This is a genomic window from Sulfuricurvum sp. (genome assembly GCF_041651515.1).
GTDB lineage: Bacteria > Campylobacterota > Campylobacteria > Campylobacterales > Sulfurimonadaceae > Sulfuricurvum.
This window is the reverse complement of the sequence record NZ_JBAZJF010000002.1, coordinates 44,138-69,145: the sequence shown is the minus strand read 5'-3', so window position 1 is coordinate 69,145 and position 25,008 is coordinate 44,138. Positions and strand designations below refer to the sequence as shown.

The 25,008-nt window shown below is 43.6% G+C and carries 20 protein-coding genes; 7 read left to right on the top strand and 13 right to left on the bottom strand.

Translation table 11 applies throughout. The features are described 5' to 3' along the window. Window positions 1-41: 41 nt before the first annotated feature. From WC407_RS03445 to WC407_RS03430, 4 genes are read left to right on the top strand one after another with little or no spacing between them, the layout of a single operon-like run. Window positions 42-455 carry a PAS domain-containing protein gene (locus tag WC407_RS03445; protein WP_373021162.1) on the top strand — a complete coding sequence of 138 codons (414 nt, stop codon included), beginning with the start codon at window positions 42-44 and terminating at the stop codon, window positions 453-455. A gap of 9 nt (window positions 456-464) precedes the next feature. Beyond that, entirely contained in the window at window positions 465-2,081 is a 1,617-nt protein-coding gene (locus tag WC407_RS03440; protein WP_373021161.1) for a hypothetical protein, read from the top strand. 12 nt (window positions 2,082-2,093) lie between these two features. After that, on the top strand, window positions 2,094-5,453 hold the full coding sequence (locus WC407_RS03435) for a nitrate- and nitrite sensing domain-containing protein (protein ID WP_373021160.1): 3,360 nt from the start codon (window positions 2,094-2,096) through the stop codon (window positions 5,451-5,453). 14 nt (window positions 5,454-5,467) lie between these two features. Continuing rightward, a complete protein-coding gene (locus tag WC407_RS03430; protein ID WP_373021159.1) occupies window positions 5,468-5,845 on the top strand; it encodes a response regulator in 378 nt (125 codons plus the stop codon). Between the two features lie 48 nt (window positions 5,846-5,893). Here WC407_RS03430 and WC407_RS03425 read toward each other — a convergent pair whose 3' ends face one another. Genes WC407_RS03425 through WC407_RS03410 form a run of 4 tightly spaced genes read right to left on the bottom strand, consistent with a single transcriptional unit; the run spans window position 5,894 to window position 11,863 of the window. Next, on the bottom strand, window positions 5,894-6,340 hold the full coding sequence (locus tag WC407_RS03425; protein WP_373021158.1) for a type II secretion system protein: 447 nt from the start codon (window positions 6,338-6,340) through the stop codon (window positions 5,894-5,896). Next, complete coding sequence (locus tag WC407_RS03420; RefSeq protein ID WP_373021157.1) at window positions 6,327-7,244, bottom strand: type II secretion system protein; 918 nt, start codon at window positions 7,242-7,244, stop codon at window positions 6,327-6,329. The genes WC407_RS03425 and WC407_RS03420 overlap by 14 nt, the downstream gene beginning before the upstream one ends. Continuing rightward, the gene (locus WC407_RS03415) at window positions 7,245-7,910 is read right to left on the bottom strand and encodes a type II secretion system protein (RefSeq protein ID WP_373021156.1); all 666 of its coding nucleotides are present in this window, start codon (window positions 7,908-7,910) and stop codon (window positions 7,245-7,247) included. A 14-nt stretch (window positions 7,911-7,924) separates the two neighbouring features. After that, entirely contained in the window at window positions 7,925-11,863 is a 3,939-nt protein-coding gene (locus WC407_RS03410; protein ID WP_373021155.1) for a hypothetical protein, read from the bottom strand. Between the two features lie 285 nt (window positions 11,864-12,148). Here WC407_RS03410 and hpf point away from each other — a divergent pair, with 285 nt between their 5' ends. Next, window positions 12,149-12,685 carry a ribosome hibernation-promoting factor, HPF/YfiA family gene (gene hpf / locus WC407_RS03405; RefSeq protein WP_373021154.1) on the top strand — a complete coding sequence of 179 codons (537 nt, stop codon included), beginning with the start codon at window positions 12,149-12,151 and terminating at the stop codon, window positions 12,683-12,685. A 4-nt stretch (window positions 12,686-12,689) separates the two neighbouring features. Here the strand turns inward: hpf and recG are convergent, their stop codons facing one another. Genes recG through WC407_RS03365 form a run of 8 tightly spaced genes read right to left on the bottom strand, consistent with a single transcriptional unit; the run spans window position 12,690 to window position 20,230 of the window. Beyond that, window positions 12,690-14,474 (bottom strand): ATP-dependent DNA helicase RecG, encoded by a 1,785-nt coding sequence (gene recG / locus WC407_RS03400; protein WP_373021153.1) that lies wholly within the window; start codon window positions 14,472-14,474, stop codon window positions 12,690-12,692. Continuing rightward, complete coding sequence (locus WC407_RS03395; protein ID WP_373021152.1) at window positions 14,455-15,696, bottom strand: M16 family metallopeptidase; 1,242 nt, start codon at window positions 15,694-15,696, stop codon at window positions 14,455-14,457. The genes recG and WC407_RS03395 overlap by 20 nt, the downstream gene beginning before the upstream one ends. Window positions 15,697-15,737: 41 nt before the next feature. After that, window positions 15,738-16,784 carry a dehypoxanthine futalosine cyclase gene (locus WC407_RS03390; RefSeq protein ID WP_373021151.1) on the bottom strand — a complete coding sequence of 349 codons (1,047 nt, stop codon included), beginning with the start codon at window positions 16,782-16,784 and terminating at the stop codon, window positions 15,738-15,740. A 6-nt stretch (window positions 16,785-16,790) separates the two neighbouring features. Continuing rightward, window positions 16,791-17,189, bottom strand: coding sequence for a transcription antitermination factor NusB (gene nusB, locus WC407_RS03385; RefSeq protein ID WP_373021149.1), 399 nt, complete (start codon window positions 17,187-17,189; stop codon window positions 16,791-16,793). Then, window positions 17,189-17,659, bottom strand: coding sequence for a 6,7-dimethyl-8-ribityllumazine synthase (gene ribE / locus WC407_RS03380; RefSeq protein ID WP_373021148.1), 471 nt, complete (start codon window positions 17,657-17,659; stop codon window positions 17,189-17,191). The genes nusB and ribE overlap by 1 nt, the downstream gene beginning before the upstream one ends. A 3-nt stretch (window positions 17,660-17,662) precedes the next feature. Then, on the bottom strand, window positions 17,663-18,463 hold the full coding sequence (gene kdsA, locus WC407_RS03375) for a 3-deoxy-8-phosphooctulonate synthase (RefSeq protein WP_373021147.1): 801 nt from the start codon (window positions 18,461-18,463) through the stop codon (window positions 17,663-17,665). 33 nt (window positions 18,464-18,496) lie between these two features. Then, window positions 18,497-19,660, bottom strand: a complete 1,164-nt coding sequence (locus WC407_RS03370; protein WP_373021146.1) for an NAD(P)/FAD-dependent oxidoreductase — start codon at window positions 19,658-19,660, stop codon at window positions 18,497-18,499. After that, the gene (locus WC407_RS03365) at window positions 19,661-20,230 is read right to left on the bottom strand and encodes a hypothetical protein (RefSeq protein WP_373021145.1); all 570 of its coding nucleotides are present in this window, start codon (window positions 20,228-20,230) and stop codon (window positions 19,661-19,663) included. It abuts the gene before it with no gap. A gap of 63 nt (window positions 20,231-20,293) precedes the next feature. Between WC407_RS03365 and rimO the strand changes: the two genes are divergently transcribed. Continuing rightward, entirely contained in the window at window positions 20,294-21,610 is a 1,317-nt protein-coding gene (gene rimO, locus WC407_RS03360; protein WP_373021144.1) for a 30S ribosomal protein S12 methylthiotransferase RimO, read from the top strand. Further along, the gene (tilS, locus tag WC407_RS03355) at window positions 21,603-22,619 is read left to right on the top strand and encodes a tRNA lysidine(34) synthetase TilS (RefSeq protein WP_373021143.1); all 1,017 of its coding nucleotides are present in this window, start codon (window positions 21,603-21,605) and stop codon (window positions 22,617-22,619) included. Before rimO ends, tilS begins: the two co-directional genes overlap by 8 nt. Here tilS and lon read toward each other — a convergent pair. Further along, the gene (gene lon / locus WC407_RS03350; RefSeq protein WP_373021142.1) at window positions 22,573-24,996 is read right to left on the bottom strand and encodes an endopeptidase La; all 2,424 of its coding nucleotides are present in this window, start codon (window positions 24,994-24,996) and stop codon (window positions 22,573-22,575) included. The genes tilS and lon overlap by 47 nt on opposite strands. Window positions 24,997-25,008 lie beyond the last annotated feature (12 nt).

The window sequence follows — 25,008 nt, the reverse complement described above, 5'->3', positions numbered from 1 at the left end:
ATTATGTTTTCAGTAGTTTTTTAGAAAAGGGGTCAGTTTCTATGGAAAAGCCTATTCCAGTTGACGAAGAGTATTTTTTCGAAGGGCGGGCCATCGTTAGTGAAACCGACCTAAAAGGGATCATCACTTTCGCAAACCGCAAGTTTTGTGAAATTTCAGGCTATACGGTTGAAGAGTTGGTTGGAAAGCCGCATAATATTATCCGTCATCCCGATATGCCAAAAGCAGGATTTGCACAAATGTGGAAAACCATTCAATCAGGTACCATCTGGCACGGATTGGTCAAAAATTTACGCAAAGACGGTAAATACTACTGGGTTGATACCGAAGTAAGCCCTAGCTATGATGAGAATGGAAAACTAAAAGGGTATATAGCAGCACGAAAACCGGCGTCACGTAAGAATATCGAAGAGACCGCTGCGCTTTATCAAAAAATGCTTGAACAAGAAAAATAGGGGGGGCGAGTGCTATTTTATAATCATAAACAAGAATTTATAGGGATCGATGAGGAGGGGCTCAGGCTTCTCAATTATGCCTCAATGGAGGAGTTGCTAAGCGTATGCGGTGATGTTGCTGATTTATTCGCCAAAGAACCCGGCTATATCCACAATTTTAAAAACTTTGGATGGATTGACTTTTTGCTCCATGCCGATTCGGATGCAAGCTCCGCAATCGTTCACGGCAATGGCCGAACTTTTACCTGCACATTAAGTGTGCAAAAGCTATTCTTATCCGAAAACCTTTCCGAAAATGGTTATATCATCGATATGACTCACGTGAAATCGTTAAGCGGTGAAGAGGTTAAACCCCATATTATTACACCGTCTCCCTATACAGCAAAAACATCTCCTGTTCCTGAAAGCTTTCCGGAGGTCCCTTCTCCTGAGGTTTCTATTCCGTCAAGTTTACCCGATTACGGACATATCACTCCTACCGTATTAAGCGAACCCGATACGTTGGATGTTCCATTATTTGAGGAAAAAGAGCTTATATCCGAAGATGATTTATACGCAAATTTATCACTTCCTTTGAGTCATGAAGAACTTTTACAAGAAGAGGGACATTTACCGATTGTTCCAAAACCTGCAGAGCGCCCTATGCTTGGAGATTCTCACTACAGCCATAGCGAGCAAGCCTTTATTAATAATCTCAAAACCGATAAATCCTATCAATTTGATCCTAAGGTAGCAGCCAGTGAACTTGGATTACCCGTTGATCTCATTGAAGAGTTTATTGGGGATTTTATTCAGCAAGCCAATGAATTTAAAGAAGAACTGTTTGAAGCCGTTCTTAAAGGGGATATGAATAACCTAAAAATTCTTTCTCACAAACTTAAAGGGGTTGCTGCCAATCTTCGTATTGAAGATGCATTTGAAACATTAAGCATCATCAACACTTCCGATGATTCAGCTGAAATAGAGGCCAATCTCAAATATTTTTATGCCATTATCCGTAAACTTGAAGGAAAAGAACCCGACTCTTTCCCTGAGACGGAATCCCTAGAAAGAGAAGAGACAGTTACCCCTTCTGTAACGCAATCGACGGATACGTATCCGAAACAAACCCTTCAAGATGATGATATTTATGAATTCTCCCTCAAACAACACGACAATGAACCTGTTTTGGTTCACGAAGAAGATTTATACCCATTACCGATTATTCCAGAGGAACCTCCTGTTGAACCTTCGGATGAGATTCTAGAAAATGTCTCTGAAAAAAATGATACAAAAATAGATCTCTCGCCCGTACCGGAAGAAACCCTCTCCGAAGAAGTGGAAGTAACCCTTCATTATGATGGCAGTTCCATTGCAGGTTCCCTCGGAATAAGCCCCCAATTTATGAAAGAACTTCTGAATGACTATAAAAGTGAAGCTCAAAATGCTTCAGAACGGATAAGCGGTGCAATCGGAGCTTTTGATACCCATTCTTGGAAGAGAATAGCAAGTGAATTAAAAGGGATCAGCGATAACCTTCGTTTAGCCGAAATATCCGAAGAACTTGCCATTTTATCTCAGACCAACGATGCTCAAGAAGCCAACAAAGCCTCCAAACGACTTGTTGGCTATATCGCGCAATTATAAGAGGAAATACCCATGCAATTAGGACTTAGAAATCGACTCCGCCTGATCAGTCTCTTACCCATTCTGATCCTCTTTACATTAGCCAGCTACTACGTTTACAATGCGTATATTAGTTATCAAGGAGCTCAACAGCTTCAAGTCAGACTTGAGGGAAATAAGCAGCTTAATGAATTAATCAACAATCTTTCTCGCGAGCGGGGAATGACCGTTATGTACATGGGAAGTGCATCCCCTGCAACGCTCAAATCGCTTCACGCTCAACGTGCTATTGTAGATCAAAAAATCACCGATTACCAAACCTACCTTAATTCCATTAAACAAAGCAATACGTCTGAAAGCGCAAAAGCTACCGCACTGAGTGAAATTGTTAGCAATCTCCAAAAAGGGATAAATCAATCTCGCCCACTTGTCGATAGCAAAACGGCAAATTTCGATAAAGTTTTTACCGACTTGTACAGTAAGTCCCAAGAGACACTGATAAATGAACTTGCCGCACTGGCAACGCTTCAGTTTGACGGAGAAATCAACTCCCTCTCTTCAACCTATCTCTCATTGGTACGTGCGAATGAGTACAGCAGTATCGAACGCGATTACATCACCTACGTTCTTGCACGCGCGACACCGCTTGCTGAAGAAGAACTCAACAAATGGATCTCTCTGATTGCCAAAGCCGACTCTTTCAATATCGAGGGAATGAGTAACAAACCGATCCAAGCGGAACTTCAGAACCTACTGTTTAATGAAGACAATACTGAACTTTTCCTCGATATCACAACTGAGCGAACCGGTATCTTGCAAGCCAGTTCAAACGGATCGTACCAAACGCAATCAGGTATTTGGTTCGCTATGATTTCAGAAAAAATCGATGCTATCAATGAAGCGGAAAAAGTCTTAATCAATGCGATGGATGAACGCGCTTCACTGGTTCAGAAACAAGCGGTGCAGCTTCTTATCATCGCAATTGTTGTTTGGATATTAGGAGTTTTAGTTGCTGTTCTAGGGTACTTATTCTCTGCAGAGATCACCACAAATATCAAAAACCTTGAATCGGTCCTTAAACGTGTTGCCGAAGATACACATGATAATGAAGCTGAAGCTCTTAGTCATACCATTAACCTTGATACAGCAGACGGCACCGCGATGGCCTATGCCCTTTTGGAGCGTATTATTGAGCAAACTCTCAATGATAAACAATACGCACTTGAAGCATCTGAAGCCAAATCTATGTTCTTGGCCAATATGTCACATGAAATTCGCACACCGCTTAACGGTATCGTTGGATTTACCGAATTGCTTAAAGATACTGAACTCCACGATGAACAGCGCGAATTCATCGATATTATCGAAAAAAGTTCTGAAAATCTTCTTGAGATTATCAATAATATTCTTGACCTCTCTAAAATTGAAAGCAATAAACTTGAAATTGAAGAGATCGTCTTTAATCCGATGGATGAATTTGAAAGTGCCGTTGAAGTATACGCCGTACGCGCCTCTGAAAAGCACATTGACCTTGCATGTTACGTCGACCCAAGTCTTGAGCGTCCGCTCAAAGGGGATCCGACCAAGATTAAAGAAGTTATTATCAATCTCCTTAGCAATGCAGTTAAATTTACCAACAGCGGTGGTTCGGTCAGCGTCGATATCCGCCGTGAAGAGTGTGAGCAACTTAATCGTGCACGCATCCGTTTCCAAGTCAAAGACAACGGTATCGGAGTTACCAGTGAACAACGATCCCGTATTTTTGAAGCCTTTTCGCAAGCGGATACCTCCATTACACGTAAATACGGCGGTACTGGCCTAGGGCTAACCATCTCTAGCCGATTTGTCGAATTGATGGGGTCACGATTGGATCTTGTCAGTGAACCGGGAAGTGGTACCACGTTCTTCTTTACCCTTGAATTTGAAGAGATTGAGACCCTTAATGAACCGTTGAAAGGATCCTTTTCTAATATCAATGCCGTCATATTAGAAAGTAATGTAAAGAAAAAGCTCCAAACGACCTATCTTAAGGAGTATTTAGATTATTTTGGCGTCAGCTACACCACCTTTCATGAGAAAGATGAGCTCAAACTCTTGGAGCGACAAGTTAACTACGATCTGCTCTTCATTGACAATGATTATTCTGATGATGAATCATTACTAGAATATGCAGCCTCACAAGAACAACTCGTACTGATTACCAAATCGTACTATATGAAGAAAATCGATTCCATGGGAATCGACATTTTTAAAGTTCTTTACGAACCTCTTAACAGTTCAAAAATACGTTCCACATTGGAAGCATATGACGCAGAAGCATTTAGCAACCGTAAGCAAAAAGCAACTCGTCGTAAAAAATTCGATGAAAAAAGCTCTAAATTTTCTGCAACAGCCTTAGTTGCTGAAGACAATGTTATTAACCAAAAACTGATCCGCCGTACCCTAGAAGACTTAGGGCTTGAAATCACGATTGCCAATAATGGTCTTGAAGCATTCGAAAAACGTAAAAACGGCAACTATGATATTATTTTTATGGATATCCAAATGCCGGTACTTGACGGTATCGAAGCAACCCAAGAGATTCTCGACTTTGAAGAGGATTACAATCAACACCATATTCCGATCATTGCGTTAACGGCGAATGCACTCAAGGGAGATCGTGAACGGTTTATTGCGGCCGGTATGGATGAGTATACGACAAAACCTTTGGTTCGTTCCGAATTGGTTTCTTTACTCAACAATTTCCTCTCCCATAAAATTGTTGATATTAAAGTTATACCAAAATCGGCACATGAAATTAACACGCTACAGAGCGAAGAAATACTTACTAATGATGGATCCGATGATCTTGAAGTCAATGAACCAATCGTAGAGGATATTCTACCGTCTGCAGCAAATGAGGTATTACCTGCCGATCCAATAATATCTGATGCTTTTGAATTACCGCCACTTATGGAAGATATCGAAGAAAAAGAAGTGACTATAGAAGAGCCTATCAAAGAAACTGAAGCAGTGAGCGTCGAAGAAAATCACCGTTCAGCCTATGATGCCGATATTTTGATTGCAAAACAAAATATTCTTGAAATGAAACTCTTTACCAAGATTTTTGACGATTTAGGATACACATACAAAGGGGTTACAACGGCAGATCAATTAGGTGAAGAAATTTCAAATCATCGCTATAAACTTGCTTTATTTGATAAGACACTTCGCGAATTAAATCTCAAGGAACTGCATGATATAATTCACTCACAAAACAGTGATATCTCACTTGTCATGCTGACAGACCCTAATGCAAGTGACAATTCTGAAGACGCCTTGTACGTGCATGAGATCCTGAAGAATATTGTAAACAAAGACTTATTACGTCTTGTTCTTGAAAAATTTATCTAAAGCAGGGAAATTAAATGATTGAGAAAAAACTAAAAGTGCTTGCGGTTGATGATGATATGATAAACCTCAAGCTTCTCAAAACAATGCTGATGAAGGCCCCCAATGTTTCCCAAGTTGTAGAGGCAAAAAATGGTGCCGATGCAATCGGTGTACTCAAGACTCAAGATGATATTGATATTATCTTGCTTGATATCATTATGCCCGTTATGGGTGGTATCGAAATGCTCAAGGTCATTCGTGCCGATGAATCGCTTCGACAACTCCCCGTCATTGTTCTTACGACCGATGAAACAAAAAAAGGGGAAGCACTGGAGTGTGGAGCTAATGGATTTTTAATGAAACCGGTACGTGAAAAAGATGTTCTCTCTAAGATTGCACAACTAGCGCTCTAACCTTTTATTTTCTCTTCTCCCAATCAACAGGGGGAAAAAGCTTTCTTATCAAAAAGCCTGCCAACTCCGTTGATGTATCTGTATTGGATCAGTCGAAAGATTATGATCCACTACAGTGGTGTCTATCAGTACACGAGTATCTTGTGAAGTATTTTCATCCAAAACATTACATGTTCCACCCGTAGGATGTGCACCTCTAAAGGAATAGTGCATCGATACAGCTATATCAAACATTGTAGTAGTTCCACTTGCATCTTTGACAGTAATATTGAGTTGATTAAGACAACCAGGTTGATCAAACCCCTGTACTCGCATCACCGCGTATTCTGTCGCACTTTGAGCTAAAAGCTCTGCCTGAGCCCTTAAATAGTTATCACCTACCGATTTGTTACTCTGAGCCGCATTGCTAAGCAGCATAACACCACCCAAAGCGACCAATAAAATCACCAAAATGGCTAAAATCATTGCAAATCCATAACGTTTAGTAGCGTACATGCACTCTTCTTTCACGGCAAATATCATTCGAACTCGCACTGCTTTCACTCAAATTTGAATCGATTCCACGCATACACACTTTTAATCGCCATACTAATCCACGATCGTTAAGATTGATTTGATTTTGAAAATCTTGCGCATCATAATCAGCATAAAAATGGGCAACATTTTCTGCTAAAAGGTTCTTATTACCTGAAGTATACCGTATCGATTGCCATGGCATAAAATTATTATACATCCAAAAACTACCATTATCGTCAACCCTAAACGCGTATCCTGTACGAAGCAAATAAGCTCTTTTACCCTCCACTGGCGGTCGATCTACGGTGATCGTTGATGATGTTAAATTATTTACAGGAATAAAATATTTTTCAAGTGTTCCCCCTGTATTATCCCAATTAAATGCTCTACATGTCGTCCCGATTCCTGAATTATTGTAAATTGCTGCATCATAAAAACTCAATCCACTTAATGTTCCAATAATACTATTAGCAATCGTATAGTCTCCCCCTCGCATCGTAATCGTAGAGCCTGAAATATTCACATCTTCATTCCATCCTGGGACTATTGTCCCATTGCCCAATAAACTGTCCTGATCCACCGATACAAACGCTACCGTATAGTCATTTAGATCATTTAATACCGGCGTTCCATTACATCCTGTTGTAGCTCCTCGATCCAAATTGACGATCGAAGTACTAATTGCATTTTCAAAATATTTGGAGAGTTGTTCAAGAACCTGGTCGGCAGTTGCAACTCTCTTGGTATACTCGGCAGTACGAAAAATACCTTCATAATAACTTCGAATCGCTTCAAGAGCAAATCCCGCAACGATTCCTAAAATTACAATAACAAAAAGAAGTTCAATCATAGTAAAGGCACTGCGTTTAAAAAAATGATTCATTTAATTGCCTTTATTCGATTTAAAAAAGGTGAGTGTCGTATCAACACCCAGCGTTGCATCAGTGAACTGGGTCACCACCCGTTTTAGATGACTTGTCCCTGTTGCTGCGGGACTCATAGAACCCGATTTACCTAAAATCCAGGTAGCCGTTGCCGTATTGCCGTTCGTTGTTAGATCTGAGCTCACATAACTAACAGCGTACGTAGCAGAGACACTATAGGGGGCTCCGCCACCGGTAGGGGTGATGCTAATCGTCTCAGTTCCGCCATTAAGTTTTTCAATCCCTTTTGAAGTATTCCCATCAGCTTCTCCAACTCCATTGCCCACAACTGTAGGAATATTCGATGGTGTGCTATTTAAATCGTTACACTGCACATTCGAATCACTATTTACTCTATACCAAATCATACCACTACCACGAGAACAATTTAAATCGATTGCGCTAATCCATAACGGACCTGAATCCGATGCATTGTAATTTCCATCCCAACGCGCTTGTGATTTATCAATCAACCACCCTTTCAAACGAGAGAGTACATCATCATCAATCATTGATATTTTTGAGGCTTGAGCAGCAATACTCATCATTGAAGGGATAGACAATACACTAATGGCAATGATCACAATAGCAAAAATAAGCTCGATCATCGAAAAGGCATGCCGCATCACCCCACTCCTCATTATCGCACCGCCGGAGCGTAATCGCTGGTACTATGCCATAAACCGCTATTACTGGAAGCTTTATTTGATTTATTCAATGTCGCATCACTCTTCGCACTCCCTGTCACCCCCATAGCCGGTACAACGTTGATGTTAAAACACGGATGAGTCATGCAATCAAGATTTGCCGCTGATGGATCGGAATATGTCAATGCGTTAACTCCGTACCACAACCATGAATCCGTATCAATATGGGCTTTGGCACTGTACGGAGGCGTTTGGGATGTAAAAGTATACGTCTCGACACCACTCCCTATCGAAGGGCTGGAAGCATTGGTACTCGTAGAAGTTGTCCCCTGCTGGAGTCGTGTGACGTTTGCATCCCCGTCGGTTGTATCGTTGTGTAATGTATTGCTGTACCATACACTTTCATTTTTGCTTGGCGCAAGTGTCACTCCGGCTATGATGGGAGCATTATACACCTCATACCACGCATACGCGACCGGCTGTACTGATGATCCAAATACCCGAATATCTTTTGGAATAATCCGGCCATACACGAACGTAGCGTTACCGTCGGCATTTTGAACACGCGATCCGGTAATATCTCGAGCTGCGATAGCAGCTGCTCCCGTATAATGTGAACTCACCGTAATATTGGTCTCGTTGCCATCTATCCGAAACGGATTGATAGGAACATTGGGGGACATATTATAATTAAACCGGAGCATTTTGGAGGTATTGCTCTCATTCCAGCTTAGCGTTTTGGTCCCGTTGGCATCTGTCCCCGTTCCAAATCCCAGAAGAACATTGGAAATCGATGTTTCGTTTGCATCTCCCATAACGGTATCAAATACGGATGCCGTTACCGAAAGCGGATTTTCCCATGCACCGCTGCGGAAATTTTGGGTAACCGCATTATTGTTATTAAAGGCATTGATAGTGAGATTAAACCGACCTGACATCGTCTGAAGCGTTGATAACGGATCCCCTTGTCGGATCATGTAGGTGAAACTTCCGGGAACTCTGTTATTGGTCACCGTTGCGATCGATATATTAAAATCAAACGGAATAAAGGTTGCATTCACATCACCGCAGATATACGTTCCGCTGCAATCCAGCGAAGTATCGTCATTGTCCACAGCGGCCCATAGTTTATCCATCACCCGAAGCCCCATTTTACCCACATCCGAAAAGTTAATCGGAGCGACTTCATTTGAACCCGTACTGCTTTGCACAGAGATGCCGTTACTCATATTAAAGTCATTGGCACCCATTGCATATACCCCGACCAAGCCGCCTGTCGTATCGAGTGTTCCGCTCGGATAGTAGCGAGCAGTAGTATTGAGTTCAAAAACGGAGCGGGCACCGGTCACATTATAATCAACGGTTAAATTTCCAATTGCATCCAATGCCTGAATTGTAGTATTGTAATCCAATGCTGATGTGAGCAAATCGGGCCAGTGCGACGAAGTCGAGGTTATTTGAAACGAATTTGGACGTATTGCAAAATTGTCTCTTGAACAGTTGCTGGTGCCATTGACAGCATCTGACAGACACATCAAACATCCATACGTATTATTATATTGCGCAGGTGAAATATTTCCTTTACTTCCGTTTGCATTGTACGCATTCGAATCGCATGCAGCGTCATATCCATTCACGGCAGTGACACACGTTGAAACATTGTAATTTGGAAATAATGGAGAAATTTTATCTTTATTTCCATTGAGACATTGCGGAACCCCTTTAAGATTACCTGTTATCCCACTCTGTTGAACACAGTTATTGCCCTGAAAACTGCTAAAAGAAATTTTGTTCCAATCGATAAAATGGACTTTTACTCTTCCAATTTGCTTCGCATTGGCTGCCATTGAAAATACATTAGAGACTGCTGAATATTGATTGGCATTATGAACAAACGTTGCCGTTACATCTCCTGAGCCGCTACTAATAGCCTTATCTTGCGAACACGCATCATCCGATAAACGAAACAAAACCAGCATATCATAGGTACTGCCACTATATATTGTCGGCTGATACGTTGGACCGCTACCCAAATATACTGCGGTTACTTGGGTATTACTTTTAGCTGCAATTTTAGTTTTTAACCCTACTAAATTATTATAACTGTAGGTATTGTCAAAAAAATCCACAGCATCGATTAGACCACCATAAGGGATTGCCCCTCCGACAGTACCAGCCGTATTGATATTACTTTGACCTGTCACGGTAACATGTTCGCCTGTTTCAGCATTGTAATAATCCGAATAAGCGATATTTGTCACATTAGCTTCTGCAGCCGATTGGTTATAATCGCTTCGAACGGTAATCGAAAACTGCATTAAATAACGATCACTGACTGCCATATAAGGGATATTACACCACAGTTTTGTTGCTTGTGCCGGATTGTTGTTTGCATAGTCTACGGAACAATTCGCATCTCTTGGCAAACTTGCACAGGCTGGATCGGTGGAACCGATCGCACAATGATAATTTGCTTCATTTATTGATTTGAGACGAAGACTATTTTTGAGTGTCGTTGCATTGCGATCAATAATATTGAGGAGCATATCCCCCCCCACCGTGGAAGAGAATGTGTCGTAAATCGTAATATTTTTAGCGGCTTCAGTACCTGAGTTATTAAAATCAAGGGTATATTGAACGCTGTCGCCCGGATGAAGTTGTTGGTTATAACTGGTATTGGAATCTTTACGAAAGGCGCTGATGTCAGGCGTATAAATATCAAGTGACAGCGCGATCATACCCGGAAAAGATTGATCACTACTATTGTTTCCGGCTTGAATACCAAGGCGAAGTGTCGTACTGGTTTGATTTTTATCAATACATGCTACAACTGCACCACCGTTTGTTTTACAACTGGTCGATACTTCAAATGTATCTAAATCAATTCCGGGATTAAAATCCCTACCTGAAGTTATCAGTGCACTATTTATCGTGATAGTATCATTTAGTTGTTTCCCAACAAGGTTAGCACTATTAGTGAGATTATTCATCGTGCCACTTTTATTGGAAATTTGAACCTTTTCTCCCGTTAATTGTCTTTCTGACCCCATTGTGTAAAATGCCATAGTACCTGTTGGTATCTGGCTAAGTGGAGTTAAAAAACCACTCACATTGATATCAATACTCTGAAACGTACCAAAATTAGGGGTTAATGGCTTAAATCCATCGTATATTGAAACATTTTTATATTTTTGTCCTGACGCGATAGGACGCGTATATTCAACAATAAGTGACCATCCACCCATTGGACCCCACGCAACGTTATTGGTAGCTATATGTGGGTCATACAGGTAATCGTCCGTACCGGGTGTCACCTTAAGATTTCCAACGGTAAACGTTTGTTTATTTGAAGCGTAGCCTCCATTTTGCACGATGTTAGTAACATCCACCATTGCTTGGTACATGAGACGAAATCCTTTTGTACCGGTTGTATTATTCATAAAAGCATATCTATCCACTTGTGTAGCTGTTACATTATGATTAGTTCCATCGGGAGTACGAAGAATGACACTGTCGTATCCTGCTGTAGCAGCATCATATGCAGCTTGAGTACCGGTAGTGCCATGAATGTGTCCACTCCAATATAGATAAGCTTTCGTTACTGTTGCGTCTGAGGGAATCACTAAGTTGGCACTAGAAGAATCGAGTGAAATTTTTGATGTAGGTATATCGGTTAATAATGTACTATTTGCTGAATAAAGATAACCTGTATATCCCCAATCACACTGCCCGTTAGACTTTGTAACACACGTTATAGGTGCTCCGGTGACATTGAAATCACCGTAAATATTATCACCAGTTGTTCCGTTAGTATTGCGTAAAGTAAAAGGACGGTTGTCTTCTACCACCCATCCAGCATATAAGGTTGTATTTAAAATCAAACTAACCATGACCAAATAGATCAATATATGCAATCGATTACCGGTTTTCATATCATCCTCCTTGGGATTTTAAGGTGCATAATAGAAATGGGCTCGGTAGCACTTCGATATGAACCCAGTTTTTCCAATCCGATAGTATCGGTTATAATGCCCTTTTTCTAAAATATCTTTAGAGAGCACGCCATTCTTTTGATTGTAATCTCTATACTATTAAAAAGCGATTAATGGGCGTTAATAATTATTGTATTTTTATTCTCTTTTGTTTTCTTCCAAAATTATTGACGTTTTATATTCCTGTGCTATAATCAAAATTCAACCCAATACAAGGTGGACATTATGAATATATCTCTCGTCGGACGCCATATCGAGCTAAGCGATACCATCAAAGAGCATTTGATGCATTCGATCGATACTCTCACCAAATATCATCTCGACCTTATCAGTGTCAGTGCAATCGCATCTACCAATGAACGAAAAAAAGGGGTGAGCATCGAATTTACGATCAATGTCGCCGGTAAAAACACGGTTGTCATCACCCAGCGTGATAACGATCTTTATGCCGCTATTGACATTGCAATCGAGCGTGCTCAGAAAGCACTTCGCCGTCTGCACGATCGTCTAAGCGATCATAAAAATGAGGGGATGAATGAGGCGAAAAATGCCGCTGCCCATACCGTCGATCTGCATGCAGTCGGTGAAGCGATGGAAGATGAGATTATTCCAATGGAGCTTGAGTTATATAAGCCGCAAGAAGTAGGCGAAATTCTCGATAAACTCAAAGAGAGCAACAAACAATTTGATGTGTTTTACGATATCGAAGGGAAAATGCGCGTTTTATTCAAACGCAATGACGGGAAATTCGGGTTATATTAACCTTTTAGAGGTCAAGGTACCCCTTGACCTCCCGCACGATCTCTTCATCCTCTCCAATATCCGCCCATCGAAATTTTTTACCGCTTTGAATACTCCCCTCTAACAAATCACCCGATGAGCGAAACTTCAAATCCAGTGCCGCGATCTCAAATCCGCTCGTGCAGGTACTAAATGCTGCTAAGCGCTCATTCTTAGCGGTCGCATTGGTATAAAGATAGCAATATCCCTGCAATCCCGTTCGGCTTACCCGCCCGCGCAGCTGATGCAGTGTCGATAAACCTAACCGCTCCGCCCCGACGATAATGACCGTAGAGAGGCGCGGCAAGGATATCCCCACCTCGACTACTGTCGTGGCAAGGAGAATGGATCCTGAAGTACGAAAAGCTAAAAGAACGGCCTCTTTTTCTTTGTCTTTTCCGTGAGTTACGTAAACATTTTCAAATTTTCCCTCCCAAAATCCCCGTGCTTCGTCGATACTTTGGTAATTGATACTCTCGCTCTGTTCTACAAGCGGATAGACGATCAAAACTTGATGTTCTTGGGCAATTTCGGAACGGATATGTTCCAGTAATGCCGGGAAATCGGTACGGGTGATGAGACTCGTCGCAATATTTTTAGTAAAGGGGGTCTGGACGATCAAACTGACGTCGATATGAGCCGACTCAATCATCGCAAGGGTGCGTGGGATGGGTGTCGCGGAGAACTGTAGGTAATGGGGAGAAGTATCGTTGTCGGTGAGCTTGGTCAGCCCATGGCGCTGAGCTGTGCCGAAACGGTGCTGTTCATCCACCATCACCAATCCCGCTTCGGGGAGAGAGCGGTGCAAAAGAGCGTGGGTTCCGATAATAAAATCGTACCCCTCCAAAGACCCTTTTTTCGTCGCATTGGTGACAAGGGCAATTTTGAGATCGGGCAAAAACTTCTGAGCCTCTTCATAGAGCTGTGCCGCAAGGATCGTGGTCGGTGCCATCAAAATAGAGCGATACGGTCGCATCAGTACCACCGAAGCCAATATCACCATCGTCTTACCCGATCCGACATCCCCTACAATCATTCGGCGTGCAGCACTCTCTCTACGCAAATCGGCAGCTATCTCATCAATCGCCTTTTTCTGATCCTCCGTCAGTTCAAAGGGGAGCATTTTCATCCACCCCTTTACATTCCCATTTGCTTTGTACCGGGTCGGATGGAACCGCCGTTTGAGGCGGAGGCGACGCATATAATCATACAATTCGGCAAATTTTAGGGCATGGAGCTGGGATTGACTAAGAGGTTTAGGGGCTTGAGGAAAATGGAGTCCGTACAGCTCTTGGGCAATCGATTCAGGGAGACCGTCCGCCATAAGATTTTGAACAGTAATCATTTTCTCAACCAAACGGCGCATCACATCGGCACGAAGAGGCGTTTTATAGATTGGGACGAGCAACCCCACCGAAGTGATTTTAAGGGGCTGAATTATCTGCCATCGGCCCAACTCCAATGCCGCTTTACCGCTAAAAAAACTCCGCTCGTTTTTAGGAAACTGATGAATCATATAGGGCTTTGGATGAAAGATTATCCCCTCTATTACCCTCTCAAGATTATGGGCAAAAAAGGTAATTTTGAGAGTTTTTGGGGTACGGACAACGTGTTCAACCGTCGCATCTATAACACAGGTAGTATTGTCGGTAAGTTCCTGACTTAGGTGGCGATCTTCAAAGGAAACAGGAGTGATCAGAGAAAGAGCAGTAACACTCCCTACCCCTAATCGGTGAAATTTATCACTCTCTTCACTTGGTAACAATAGCATAGCTTAGATTGCGAATTTCACCGTGACGTTTAATGAAATCATTGAGCTCATCCAACGTCAAGTGCCGGATAAGTTCCAACTCTTGAAGCGAGTAGCCCAGAGGTTTGCCTTGATAATATTCACTAAACGTGCGCCCCAAACGCTGAGAAAGCGTTTCCACGCGAAGCGGTTCTGAACCCAGTAAAAATTTTCGTGCTTGATCGAGCTCTGCTTGAGTGACGCCATCACGAACAAACGAATCGATAACTTCGATAACCGTTTTTTTTGCTTCTGCTTGCGATTCAAGCTTGGTTTGGAGATAGCCGCTGAAGTAGGTATTCGTTTTGGCAACACTAAGCCGTGAATAGGCTGAATAGGCCAATCCGCGCTTAACCCGAATCTCTTCCATAAGACGGCTGCCAAATCCGCTGGAGCCCAAAACAAACATCGCAACGCGAGCTTTATAAAACTCCGAGTCCCCCTCGTTCATCGCAAAAGGAGAACCGAAATAGAGATAGGCCTGCTCGGTTGAAGGGCGCTTTAAAATCGACTCTTTAGGTGTGGTTCGTGGTTGGAAATGGCGTTCAGGGGTAGCATGCCCCACGGCAAGAGGAGCAAGAAGAACGCTTGCTTTGTGTTTGGCTTCCTCCATCCCGATATCACCGCCCATAACGATCAAAACATTGGAGAGAACCAAATGGTGGGAAGCAAACGATTTGATGTCGTCTAATGTAATGGATTTGACACTTGCTTTTGTCCCTATATTTGGAGTTGCCAGTACCGTTCCCTCAAATAAAACGGCTTTAAGTTCATCGGATGCAACCGAGTCAAAATCGGCCTCTTTGCGAGAGATATCACTCAACGTCATGGTTTTAACTTTGTCGAGCGATTTGGCGGTGAAATTAGGTTCTTTAAGCTGTTCGGATAACAAAGAAAGTCCTGTATCAAACTCCTCTTTTAGACTCCCAAGTTCAATAACAAATGTCTCGCTTCCCGCATTGGCGCTTAGCTGAATCGCCCGTGCATCCAAAGCATCGGCAAAACCGACGGAACCTTTTTTAAGAGACCCTTCGTTCAACATTTTTGCCGTACTTTTCGCAAGACCCGCTTTCTTTCCTTCGTCAACACTTCCGCTGCCGGTAAAAATCAGCTGCATTGACACTATCGGAAGACGTTTGTCCTCTTCAAAAATAAAAGGGATTTTTACCCCGTTGACTTCAATAAAATCCAATGTGCTTGCCATAAGTGCTTGCCCTAATAATAAAATCGCTATAAAAAATTTACTCACGCAAACTTTTCCAAAATGTCGTAGGCAGTATTCCGAATTGCCGGAGTTTCGCCGATATCGCGGATAAGACGGACCATTTCATCCTTCGCCATCCGGAATCCGGCACCTGCGCTTCGTACTACGTTCTCCTCCATCATTGTCGAACCCAGATCGTTCGCCCCGTAGAGCAATGCCATCTGACCGATGTAGGGTCCCTGCGTCACCCATGAGCTTTGGATATTAGGAAAGTTATCCAAAAAGAGGCGCGATACCGCCAACAGCCGCAAGTAACGGTTAGAGGATTGTTTCTCGATTTCAGGATGTTCTTCGAGGAGCTGGGTATTCATCCCCTGAAATGACCACATGATAAAGGCGCGAAAACCGCCCGTCTCATCTTGAAGGTCTCGAATAAGATTCCAATGCTCGATAATCTCTTCATCGGTCTCTACCGTGCCGTACATCATCGTAGCCGTCGATTTGATACCGAGCTTGTGCGCTTCGCGGTGGACATGGAGCCACACTTCACTGTCAATTTTTTTCGGGGCAATAATGTCGCGGACGCGGTCACTCAAAATCTCGGCACCCGCACCGGGGATCGAAGCAAGCCCTTTGGCGTGGAGCCGTGAAAGGCACTCTTGAATGGTGATATGGGACACTTTGGCAATATAATCGAGCTCGATAGACGAAAAACCGTGAATAGTGATCATCGGGTATTTGGTATGAATATGCTCCACCAAATCCTCATACCACTCGATTTTGAGTTTGGGGTGGACCCCACCTTGGAATAAAATCTGTGTTCCGCCGATCTCAAGGAGTTCATCAATCTTTTGGTCGATCTCTTCAAAGCTCAACACATACGCATCATCGTTTTTGCCGTGACGGTAAAAAGCGCAGAATTTGCAATCGACCCAGCAGACATTCGTGTAATTGATATTGCGATCGACAACGAATGTCGTGATCCCTTCGGGATGAAGCTCCCGTTTCCGAGCCGTCGCCATACGGCCGAGTTCTATAAGATCTCCGTTGCGAAGCAAATCGAGAGCTTGTTCTTTGGTAAGACGCATCGTACGTTATTTATCTCTGGAAATGGCATCTAAAACGCCATTGATAAATTTAGGCGATTGCTCACTTCCGAATGCTTTCATTACTTCAATCGCTTCATTGATAATCACAGCAGAATCGAGCTCGCCAAACATAATTTCATAGGCGCCAAGGCGCAATGTCGCACGCTCAATGGAACCAAGACGGTCAAAATCCCAATCTTTGAGATGCTTCTCAATCGCCTCATCCACTTGCAACAAATGGTCAATCACCCCTTTAAACAAATCGAGGGCGAAATCACGCTGCTTATTACGAATCTTTTTCTCTTCGAGAATCTCATCGCTGAAATCGGCGATGCTTTGGTTCCCCAAATCATACGCGTACAAAAGACTGACTACCGCCATGCGGGCTTGATGTCGTGTCGCCATTATGCGCCGATCGCTTCATACAGATCAAGCATTTCGATCACAACGGTCATTGCTTCAAAACCTTTGTTCCCCGCTTTTGTCCCTGCACGTTCAATCGCTTGTTCAATGGTATCGGTGGTCAATAATCCAAAAGATACCGGTTTTTTATGTTTTAAACTTACGGTTGCAATCCCTTTGGTCGCTTCAGCCGACACATAATCAAAATGGGGAGTTGAGCCACGAATAACGGCACCCAATGCACACACGGCGTCAAATTTTCCACTGCTTAGAAGCTGCTCAATCACCATTGGAAGTTCAAATGCACCCGGAGCCAAGACATGGGTCAAATCATCAGCATTTCCCCCGTGACGTGCATACGCGTCTTTTGCCCCTTCTACAAGGCGGTCAACGATAAAGTGGTTCCATCGTGTACTTACGATAGCTACCCTTTTCTCTTTACGAACACTCAGTTGTCCTTCGATAATTTTCATAAATTAATTTCCTTTGACTGAATTGATTTTTAAGAGCGTCTCACTTAACGCTTCAAGTTGTTCTAATTTTAGCATATTTGGCCCATCACTCAAAGCGATAGAAGGATCGAAATGGGTTTCGAAGAAAAATCCGTCTACGCCAACCGCTGCAGCAGCGCGTGCGAGATGGGGAACCATAGAGCTGTCCCCCCCCGTTTTTCCTGTTCCGTTGCCGGGCATTTGTACCGAGTGGGTCGCATCAAAAATAACAGGGGCAAATTGCCGCATAATGACCAACGAGCGCATATCAACGACAAGATTTCCGTATCCGAAAGAAGACCCTCTTTCACACAAAAAGACCCCGTTTTTTTGCGCCGCTTCATAGCTGAGTTCATCACATCCGCGTGTTTTTAACACTTTCATAACGGAGTATTGCATATCGCCAGGAGTCATAAACTGCCCTTTTTTGATATTAACGATTTTGTCTGTTTTAGCCGCTGCCACAAGCAAATCCGTCTGACGACACAGGAAAGCGGGGATCTGAATCATGTCGATCACTTCCGCCGCGATAGGAACCTGATAGCTTTCATGCACGTCCGTGACGATCTTGTAACCGAAATCGTCTTTTACTTTTTGCAAAATTCGAAGCCCCTCTTCGATCCCAGGCCCACGATAGCTGTCCAGCGAAGTACGGTTGGCTTTGTCAAAACTCGATTTGAAATAAAAATCAAAACGAGGGTCATTTTGGTAGCGTTCTAATGATTTGGCGATTTTAAAAATCGACTCTTCGCTCTCGATCACGCAGGGTCCGGCTAAAAGTATCATCCACACTCCTATAAGTTAATCTTCATATTGTACTCAAATTCGTTTAAAAGACATTGAGCTGATCGCATTGGCAGCTACAACAGCAGAACTGAATGCCCATTGAAAATTGTATCCACCTAACTCTCCGGTCACATCAACCGTCTCGCCAATAAAATAGAGCCCTTTAATTTTTGTACTTTCCATCGTTTCCGGATTAATCTCATCGCATGCTACCCCTCCGCGACACGCTTCAGCTTTAGAGAAACCGAATGTTCCAGACGGAGACAATGCATACGCGCGGATACGCGAAACTTTCTCCCATTCATCCGTGGTTAAACGGCTGCACGGTTTATCTTCGACCCCGACAGATTCAAAAAATGCTTTTAAAAATCGTTTGGGCAACGGCAATGCGGTGCTAAGTAGTTTTTTCTCTTTTTGGATGGTATTCAGGTTAAAATCAGGGAGGAAATCAATCACTATCTCCCCTCGATGCCAATACAGTGATGCGGAAAGGACAACCAAACCGCTGATCCCTTTGTGGGCAAACAATAGATCCTCATCCAATGTTTTCCCTGCCACTCTAATGCGGGCAGGGAAACTGATTCCACTAAGTTCTTTCATCCAAAACTCACGTGGTTGTAATGTCAAACCCACCAATGCAGGGGAAAATGGTACGGTATGAAGTTCATAGTGTTGGGCGATTTTAAGACCTATATCACTTGCACCGAGTTCTTTATAACTTGCCCCTCCGGTTGCCACGACGATTTTTTCCGCTTGGAATTTTCCTTTATCGGTCAATACGCTAAAGCGCTTTTCTCCCTCAACAGAGAGGATCTTGTGATTTAAAAGCATCTCAGCTCCCTGCGCACGTCCGAGCAAAATCGAAATAACCTCATCGCTGCTTTTCGGGCAAAAGTAATATCGATCTTTTCGGATAACCGGGCGAAGCCCACCGGTATGAAAATACTCTAGCAATCCCTTTTTCGAGAAAACATTCAGGGCATGAGAAACCAGCGATTCATCTCCCAAAAAGTGGCTGCTGTCTACTTCCACATTGGTAAGATTACACTTCCCTCCGCCGGACGCTTTGAGTTTAAGTGCCGGACGGCTATTCCCCTCAATAACGGCAACACTCAATGAGGTGTGTTCCCGAAGCTGTGCGGCACACATGAGACCGCTCGCTCCGCCCCCTAAAATGATAACATCGAAGTGTTTCATTTATCGTTTGACCAACCGAAGAGCCAATCCCATACTTAAAAGTGACACGGCAACAATATGGGTAGTATCCAGTGTCCGATATCCGAGTAGCAGATGAATTATTACCAATACAACGGCAATATAGAGCAATCGATACCATGCCCTCACCCATGGAGCAACTGAAAAAATCACCAATGCCCCGGCTCCCGCGGCTAAAAAGGGATAACTAAAAAATAATTTTCCCAAATATGCCACTGAAAAATGGTGCGAAGCTGCAAAAAAGATCACATGCAAAAAGGCGTACCCTATTGCAAATCCTCCGATAAGTTTTTTAAAAGGTACTAAATCAAACCGTACAAACGTATGCATCGGATTGATCCAAAAGGCCAAGATCAGAAGCCACAAAGCACTAAGAGAAGCCATAATGGAGAGAAAATAGAGACGACTCTGCGGATGCGGAACGCTGTAGGCAAAGGTATGTTCACCCCATCCTATCAGAGCTTCACACCATCCGATCCCTTCTCCGTGTAAATACACAACCCCCATCGCCACCATAGGAATCAAAGCTAAAAAAATAATTACATATCGCATAATGAAAGTGTAGCCAAAAATCGATTGGCTATAATAACGTTATTATTTTGATCAAGGCTTTTTATGTCCAAAAAACTTCATATTGTGTCACTCGGTTGCACCAAAAATCTCGTCGATACCGAGGTGATGCTGGGACGGCTCAAAAACTACGAGATGACCCAAACTTCCGAAGAGGCCGATGTCATTATCGTAAACACCTGCGGATTCATCGATGCAGCAAAACAAGAGTCGCTCAATACCATTTTCAATCTCGATGCAGGGCGTAAAAAAGACTCCGTCCTTGTGATGGCTGGGTGTTTGAGCGAGCGATACAAAGAGGAGCTTTCCAAAGAACTGAGTGAAGTGGATATTTTCACCGGTGTCGGCGATTATGACAAAATTGATGAACTTCTCGCCGCGAAACAAAGCCGCTTTTCTCCCGACGTCTATCTGATAGACGGAGCAGAACGGGTAGTAACGGGATCAACGTATCACGCCTACATCAAACTCTCCGAGGGGTGCAATCAGCAGTGCAGTTTCTGCGCCATCCCCTCATTCAAAGGGAAGCTTAACTCACGTGACTTGGAGAGTATTGCCCGTGAAGTCGAAGGGCTCGTCGCCAAAGGGTATTACGATTTCAGCTTCGTTTCCCAAGACTCAAGTTCCTACCTGCGTGACCAAAATATCAATGACGGCCTCATCCATCTCATCAAGCGGATTGAGCTGATTGACGGAGTGAAAAGTGCCCGTATTTTGTACCTTTATCCTTCCACAACGACCTTGAAACTGATCAAAACGATCGGCGATTCTAAACTGTTCCATAACTATTTTGATATGCCGATCCAACACATCAACGACGAAATGCTCCGCATTATGAAACGGGGTTTCGGAAAAGCCAAAACACTCGAACTGCTTAATGCGATGAAGGCACTGCCGAACGCTTTCATCCGTACCAGCTTCATCGTGGGGCATCCGCTTGAGTCTGAGGCGATGTTCGACGAGATGGCGGAGTTTGCCGGATCATTCGGATTTGACCGTATCAATGTCTTCAGCTACTCTGACGAAGAGGGGACAAGTGCGTACACGATGGAAGATAAAATCCCTTCAAAGACGATCAATGCCCGCGCTAAAAAACTGGGAAAAATCGCCTCAAATGTAGAAGAGTCCAGTCTGCAAAAATTGGTTGGTACAGAGATTCTTCTCGTCATTGACGGGGAGAGCGATGAACACGAGTTTTTGCTCAGTGCACGCGCGCTTCTCTGGGCACCCGATGTAGACGGTGAAATCTATGTCAATGACCGCGAAATCGAAGGGGAACTGACTTTCGGAAAAATTTACCGTGCCCGTATCACCGAAATCGCCGAAAAACGTCCTCTAGCGACTATTACGGGCGATGCTTAATCTCGCCCATCTTGATCGTCTACAAGAGGGGAGAGTTCTCCTTGCCTTCTCCGGGGGCGTCGATTCAAGTGCCCTTTTCCATCTCCTCCTAGAAAATCATATCGCTTTTGATATTGCCCATGTCAATTACCATACCCGCCCTTCCAGCGATGCAGAAGCAGAAAATGCGGAAGAGCTTGCGAAAAAAAACAATTTAATTTGCCATACCCACTCATGCCATCTGGCAGGTGGCAATTTCGAGCACCGTGCCCGTGAAGAGAGATATCGTTTTTTCAGCTATCTGATGAACAAATACTCCTACCGCTATCTCCTCACTGCCCATCAGCTTAACGACCGTCTAGAGTGGCTCATGATGCAGTTTTGCCGTGGTTCCGGTCTGCCTGAGTTACTGGGTATCCGCTCTATCGACTTACGCGACGGGATAACGATAGTACGCCCTTTGCTCGAACATGACCGACAAAGTATTGAGGAGTATTTACACGAGCATTCAATCTCCTACTATACGGATGAAAGCAATGTCGATGAGCGCTATACCCGTAATTTTTTCCGCCACCGCTACAGTGCACCCCTTATGCGCGACTACCGTGATGCAATCCGCCGAAGTTTCCGTTATCTCGAAGAGGACAATGAATCGCTGATTGAGCATATTGATTTTGAAGAATCCGATGGACTTTATTACGTACGTAATCCACTCAATAGCCGCTCTTTGATCGTAGGGATGGATACGCTCCTGAAATCCTTAGGATATGTACTGAGCGGAAGCGAAAAAGAACTTTTAAAAAGTGATAAATGTTGTGTGATCGGTAGAGTTTATGTCGTGTGGATAGATGAAGAATATACGTTTATTGCCCCTTACCATCCCAATGTAGTGATGGATAAGGGGTTCAAAGAAGAGTGCCGACGATTGAAGATAGAACCCAAACTGCGCGGCTTCCTTTACGGATCAGGAAAAGCATGGGCGACTATTCGTCGATTAAAAGACGCTCCAACACCTCTTCGATTCGACTGACACCGACGATCTCAATCGCCGCTTTCACTTCATCAGGGATATCGCTCAAATCGCGATCATAGTTTTTCTGAGGGATCAAGGCCAATTTCATCCCTGCACGATGTGCCGCGATCAATTTTTCTTTTAGCCCGCCGATGGGTAAAACATTCCCGGTCAATGATACTTCACCCGTCATAGCAATATCGGCTCTCACTTTTTTATTGGTCAAAATCGATGCAATAACGGTTGACATAGCGATCCCCGCACTTGGTCCGTCTTTTGGGGTGGCTCCGTCCGGGACATGAAGATGCAGATCAAAGCGTTTATACACCTCACTCGCTTCCAGCGGTATATCGCTTTCGCGCTCGGCAGGGGAATGGGGGATAATCGAGTGGTCTACCGTCAGTTTCCCCTCATCGATCAACGTTTTCACCACCGAGAGGGCGATACGAGCCGATTCTTTCATCACATCCCCCAAACTTCCGGTGAGTTGTAACACCCCTTTACCGTTGATACGGATCGCTTCGATTTTGAGGACATCACCGCCCACGGACGTCCAGGCAAGCCCATTGACAACCCCGACACGGTCGATATGGTCGGTTCGGTCAATCTCGAAAATCGTTTTTTCCAAGAAATCTTTGAGATTTTTCAGACTCACCGTCACTTTTTGGGTGCTCGGCTCTTCGAGAATCTTTTTTGCCGCTTTACGGACAATGTCGGCAACACGGCGGCGAAGGTTACGAACCCCCGCTTCACGGGTATGCTTTTCGATCACTTCCGCTAACGCTGTTTTAGAAATCGAAAGCTCCGCCGTTTTAAGACCGTGTTTTTTGAGCTCTTGAGGGATCAGATACTGTTTAGCGATCTGAAACTTCTCCTGCGGCGTGTATGAACTCACCGAGATAAACTCCATACGGTCACGCAACGGCCCCGGAATCTGCCCCACATCGTTCGCCGTCGCGATAAAAATTGCTTTAGAAAGATCAAGATTAAAATTGAGATAATAATCTCTAAAATGGGTATTTTGCTCCGGATCAAGAATCTCAAGCAATACTGCCGTCGGATCGCCCCGATGCGATTTTGCCACTTTATCAATCTCATCGAGAACGATAACGGGGTTCATCTTTTTCGCTTCAATCACCCCCTGCACAATGCGACCCGGCATTGCACCGATATAAGTACGGCGATGTCCGCGCAGTTCGTTGACATCTTCTAAACCGCCCAATGCAATTCGAACTAACGGACGTTTAAGCGCTGTTGCAATCGAATTTGCCAAAGAGGTTTTACCCACACCCGGAGGACCTGCAAAACAAAGAATCGCACCACGTCCCTCTTTATCGGCAATACCGCGTAATTCAAGAAGCTCTTTAACTGAAAAATACTCCAATATCCGCTCTTTCGGTTTTTTAAGAGAGAAATGGTCTTTGTTGAGCTGATTTTCGACATCATGAATATTAAGCGCTTTTTTCGCCTCTTCCCCATACGGTATCTCTAATACCCATTCGAGATAAGTCTGGATCATCCCCGCATCAGCGCTGTCGGGATGCATCCGGGCGAAACGTTCGAGTTGCTTATTAATCTCTTTATACGCATCGGCGTGCATCTTATCTTTTTTGGCATCAAGTTTTTTACGGAACTCTTCGATCTCTTCATCTCGGTGGGTATCGGTACCCAGCTCTTTTTGGATCTGTTTGAGCTGCTCTTTGAGGAAATACTCTTTATTCACTTTTTCGATACGGGTATGCACTTTTGAGCGAATCTCTTTTTGGAGTTTATTCGCTTCCGTCTCTTCGATCAGTTCATCGATTAACATCAAAAACCGTTTCTCAGGGTCGCGTTCGATAAAAAGATTGTAGGCATTCTCTTTTTTCATCTTAATTGAACTGCTGATTAAATCGACAATACGGTTGTATTCGTGGTTCTCTTCGATGGTTCGGAGTAAATCGGGTGGGAAATAGTTACTCACTTGTGAAAGTGCTCGAACTTTTTCACGTAATACTTCTAAAATTGCATCCATCTTAAGCTCATTGACACTCTCCGACTGGATCAAATCGACATGCGCACGCAAAGGATTCTCATGTACCATATTAACAATTCGACCACGAGCTAGCCCTTGGAATAACACTTTGATTCTCCCATCAGGAAGAACCACTTTACGCATGATTGAGCCGATAACTCCTGCATCGTAAATAGCATTTCCCTCACGCTCTCCTTCATGTTCCGGCTTGATGGGACAAACGATTACAAGGGAATTGTGTTCGATTGCCTCTGCCGCTGCCGCAATATTTTTCTCATCGTTCAAAAAAAGCGGGGAAATCATAAACGGGTATAAAAAAAGTTCGTCCTCCGCAATTACCGGTAAGTCGGTAGGGAAGGAAGCATAATTACTCAGTTGCATTAATCAAAATCC

Coding starts and splice junctions, on each gene's coding strand:
- ribE (WP_373021148.1), bottom strand. CDS start 17,659: ATGAAAATTATCGAAGGACAACTGAGTGTTCGTAAAGAGAAAAGGGTA.
- kdsA (WP_373021147.1), bottom strand. CDS start 18,463: ATGATACTTTTAGCCGGACCCTGCGTGATCGAGAGCGAAGAGTCGATT.
- hpf (WP_373021154.1), top strand. CDS start 12,149: ATGAATATATCTCTCGTCGGACGCCATATCGAGCTAAGCGATACCATC.
- WC407_RS03410 (WP_373021155.1), bottom strand. CDS start 11,863: ATGAAAACCGGTAATCGATTGCATATATTGATCTATTTGGTCATGGTT.
- WC407_RS03365 (WP_373021145.1), bottom strand. CDS start 20,230: ATGCGATATGTAATTATTTTTTTAGCTTTGATTCCTATGGTGGCGATG.
- WC407_RS03445 (WP_373021162.1), top strand. CDS start 42: ATGGAAAAGCCTATTCCAGTTGACGAAGAGTATTTTTTCGAAGGGCGG.
- WC407_RS03435 (WP_373021160.1), top strand. CDS start 2,094: ATGCAATTAGGACTTAGAAATCGACTCCGCCTGATCAGTCTCTTACCC.
- WC407_RS03395 (WP_373021152.1), bottom strand. CDS start 15,696: ATGGCAAGCACATTGGATTTTATTGAAGTCAACGGGGTAAAAATCCCT.
- WC407_RS03415 (WP_373021156.1), bottom strand. CDS start 7,910: ATGCGGCATGCCTTTTCGATGATCGAGCTTATTTTTGCTATTGTGATC.
- rimO (WP_373021144.1), top strand. CDS start 20,294: ATGTCCAAAAAACTTCATATTGTGTCACTCGGTTGCACCAAAAATCTC.
- WC407_RS03420 (WP_373021157.1), bottom strand. CDS start 7,244: ATGAATCATTTTTTTAAACGCAGTGCCTTTACTATGATTGAACTTCTT.
- recG (WP_373021153.1), bottom strand. CDS start 14,474: ATGCTATTGTTACCAAGTGAAGAGAGTGATAAATTTCACCGATTAGGG.
- lon (WP_373021142.1), bottom strand. CDS start 24,996: ATGCAACTGAGTAATTATGCTTCCTTCCCTACCGACTTACCGGTAATT.
- nusB (WP_373021149.1), bottom strand. CDS start 17,189: ATGGCGACACGACATCAAGCCCGCATGGCGGTAGTCAGTCTTTTGTAC.
- WC407_RS03370 (WP_373021146.1), bottom strand. CDS start 19,660: ATGAAACACTTCGATGTTATCATTTTAGGGGGCGGAGCGAGCGGTCTC.
- WC407_RS03425 (WP_373021158.1), bottom strand. CDS start 6,340: ATGTACGCTACTAAACGTTATGGATTTGCAATGATTTTAGCCATTTTG.
- WC407_RS03430 (WP_373021159.1), top strand. CDS start 5,468: ATGATTGAGAAAAAACTAAAAGTGCTTGCGGTTGATGATGATATGATA.
- WC407_RS03390 (WP_373021151.1), bottom strand. CDS start 16,784: ATGCGTCTTACCAAAGAACAAGCTCTCGATTTGCTTCGCAACGGAGAT.
- tilS (WP_373021143.1), top strand. CDS start 21,603: ATGCTTAATCTCGCCCATCTTGATCGTCTACAAGAGGGGAGAGTTCTC.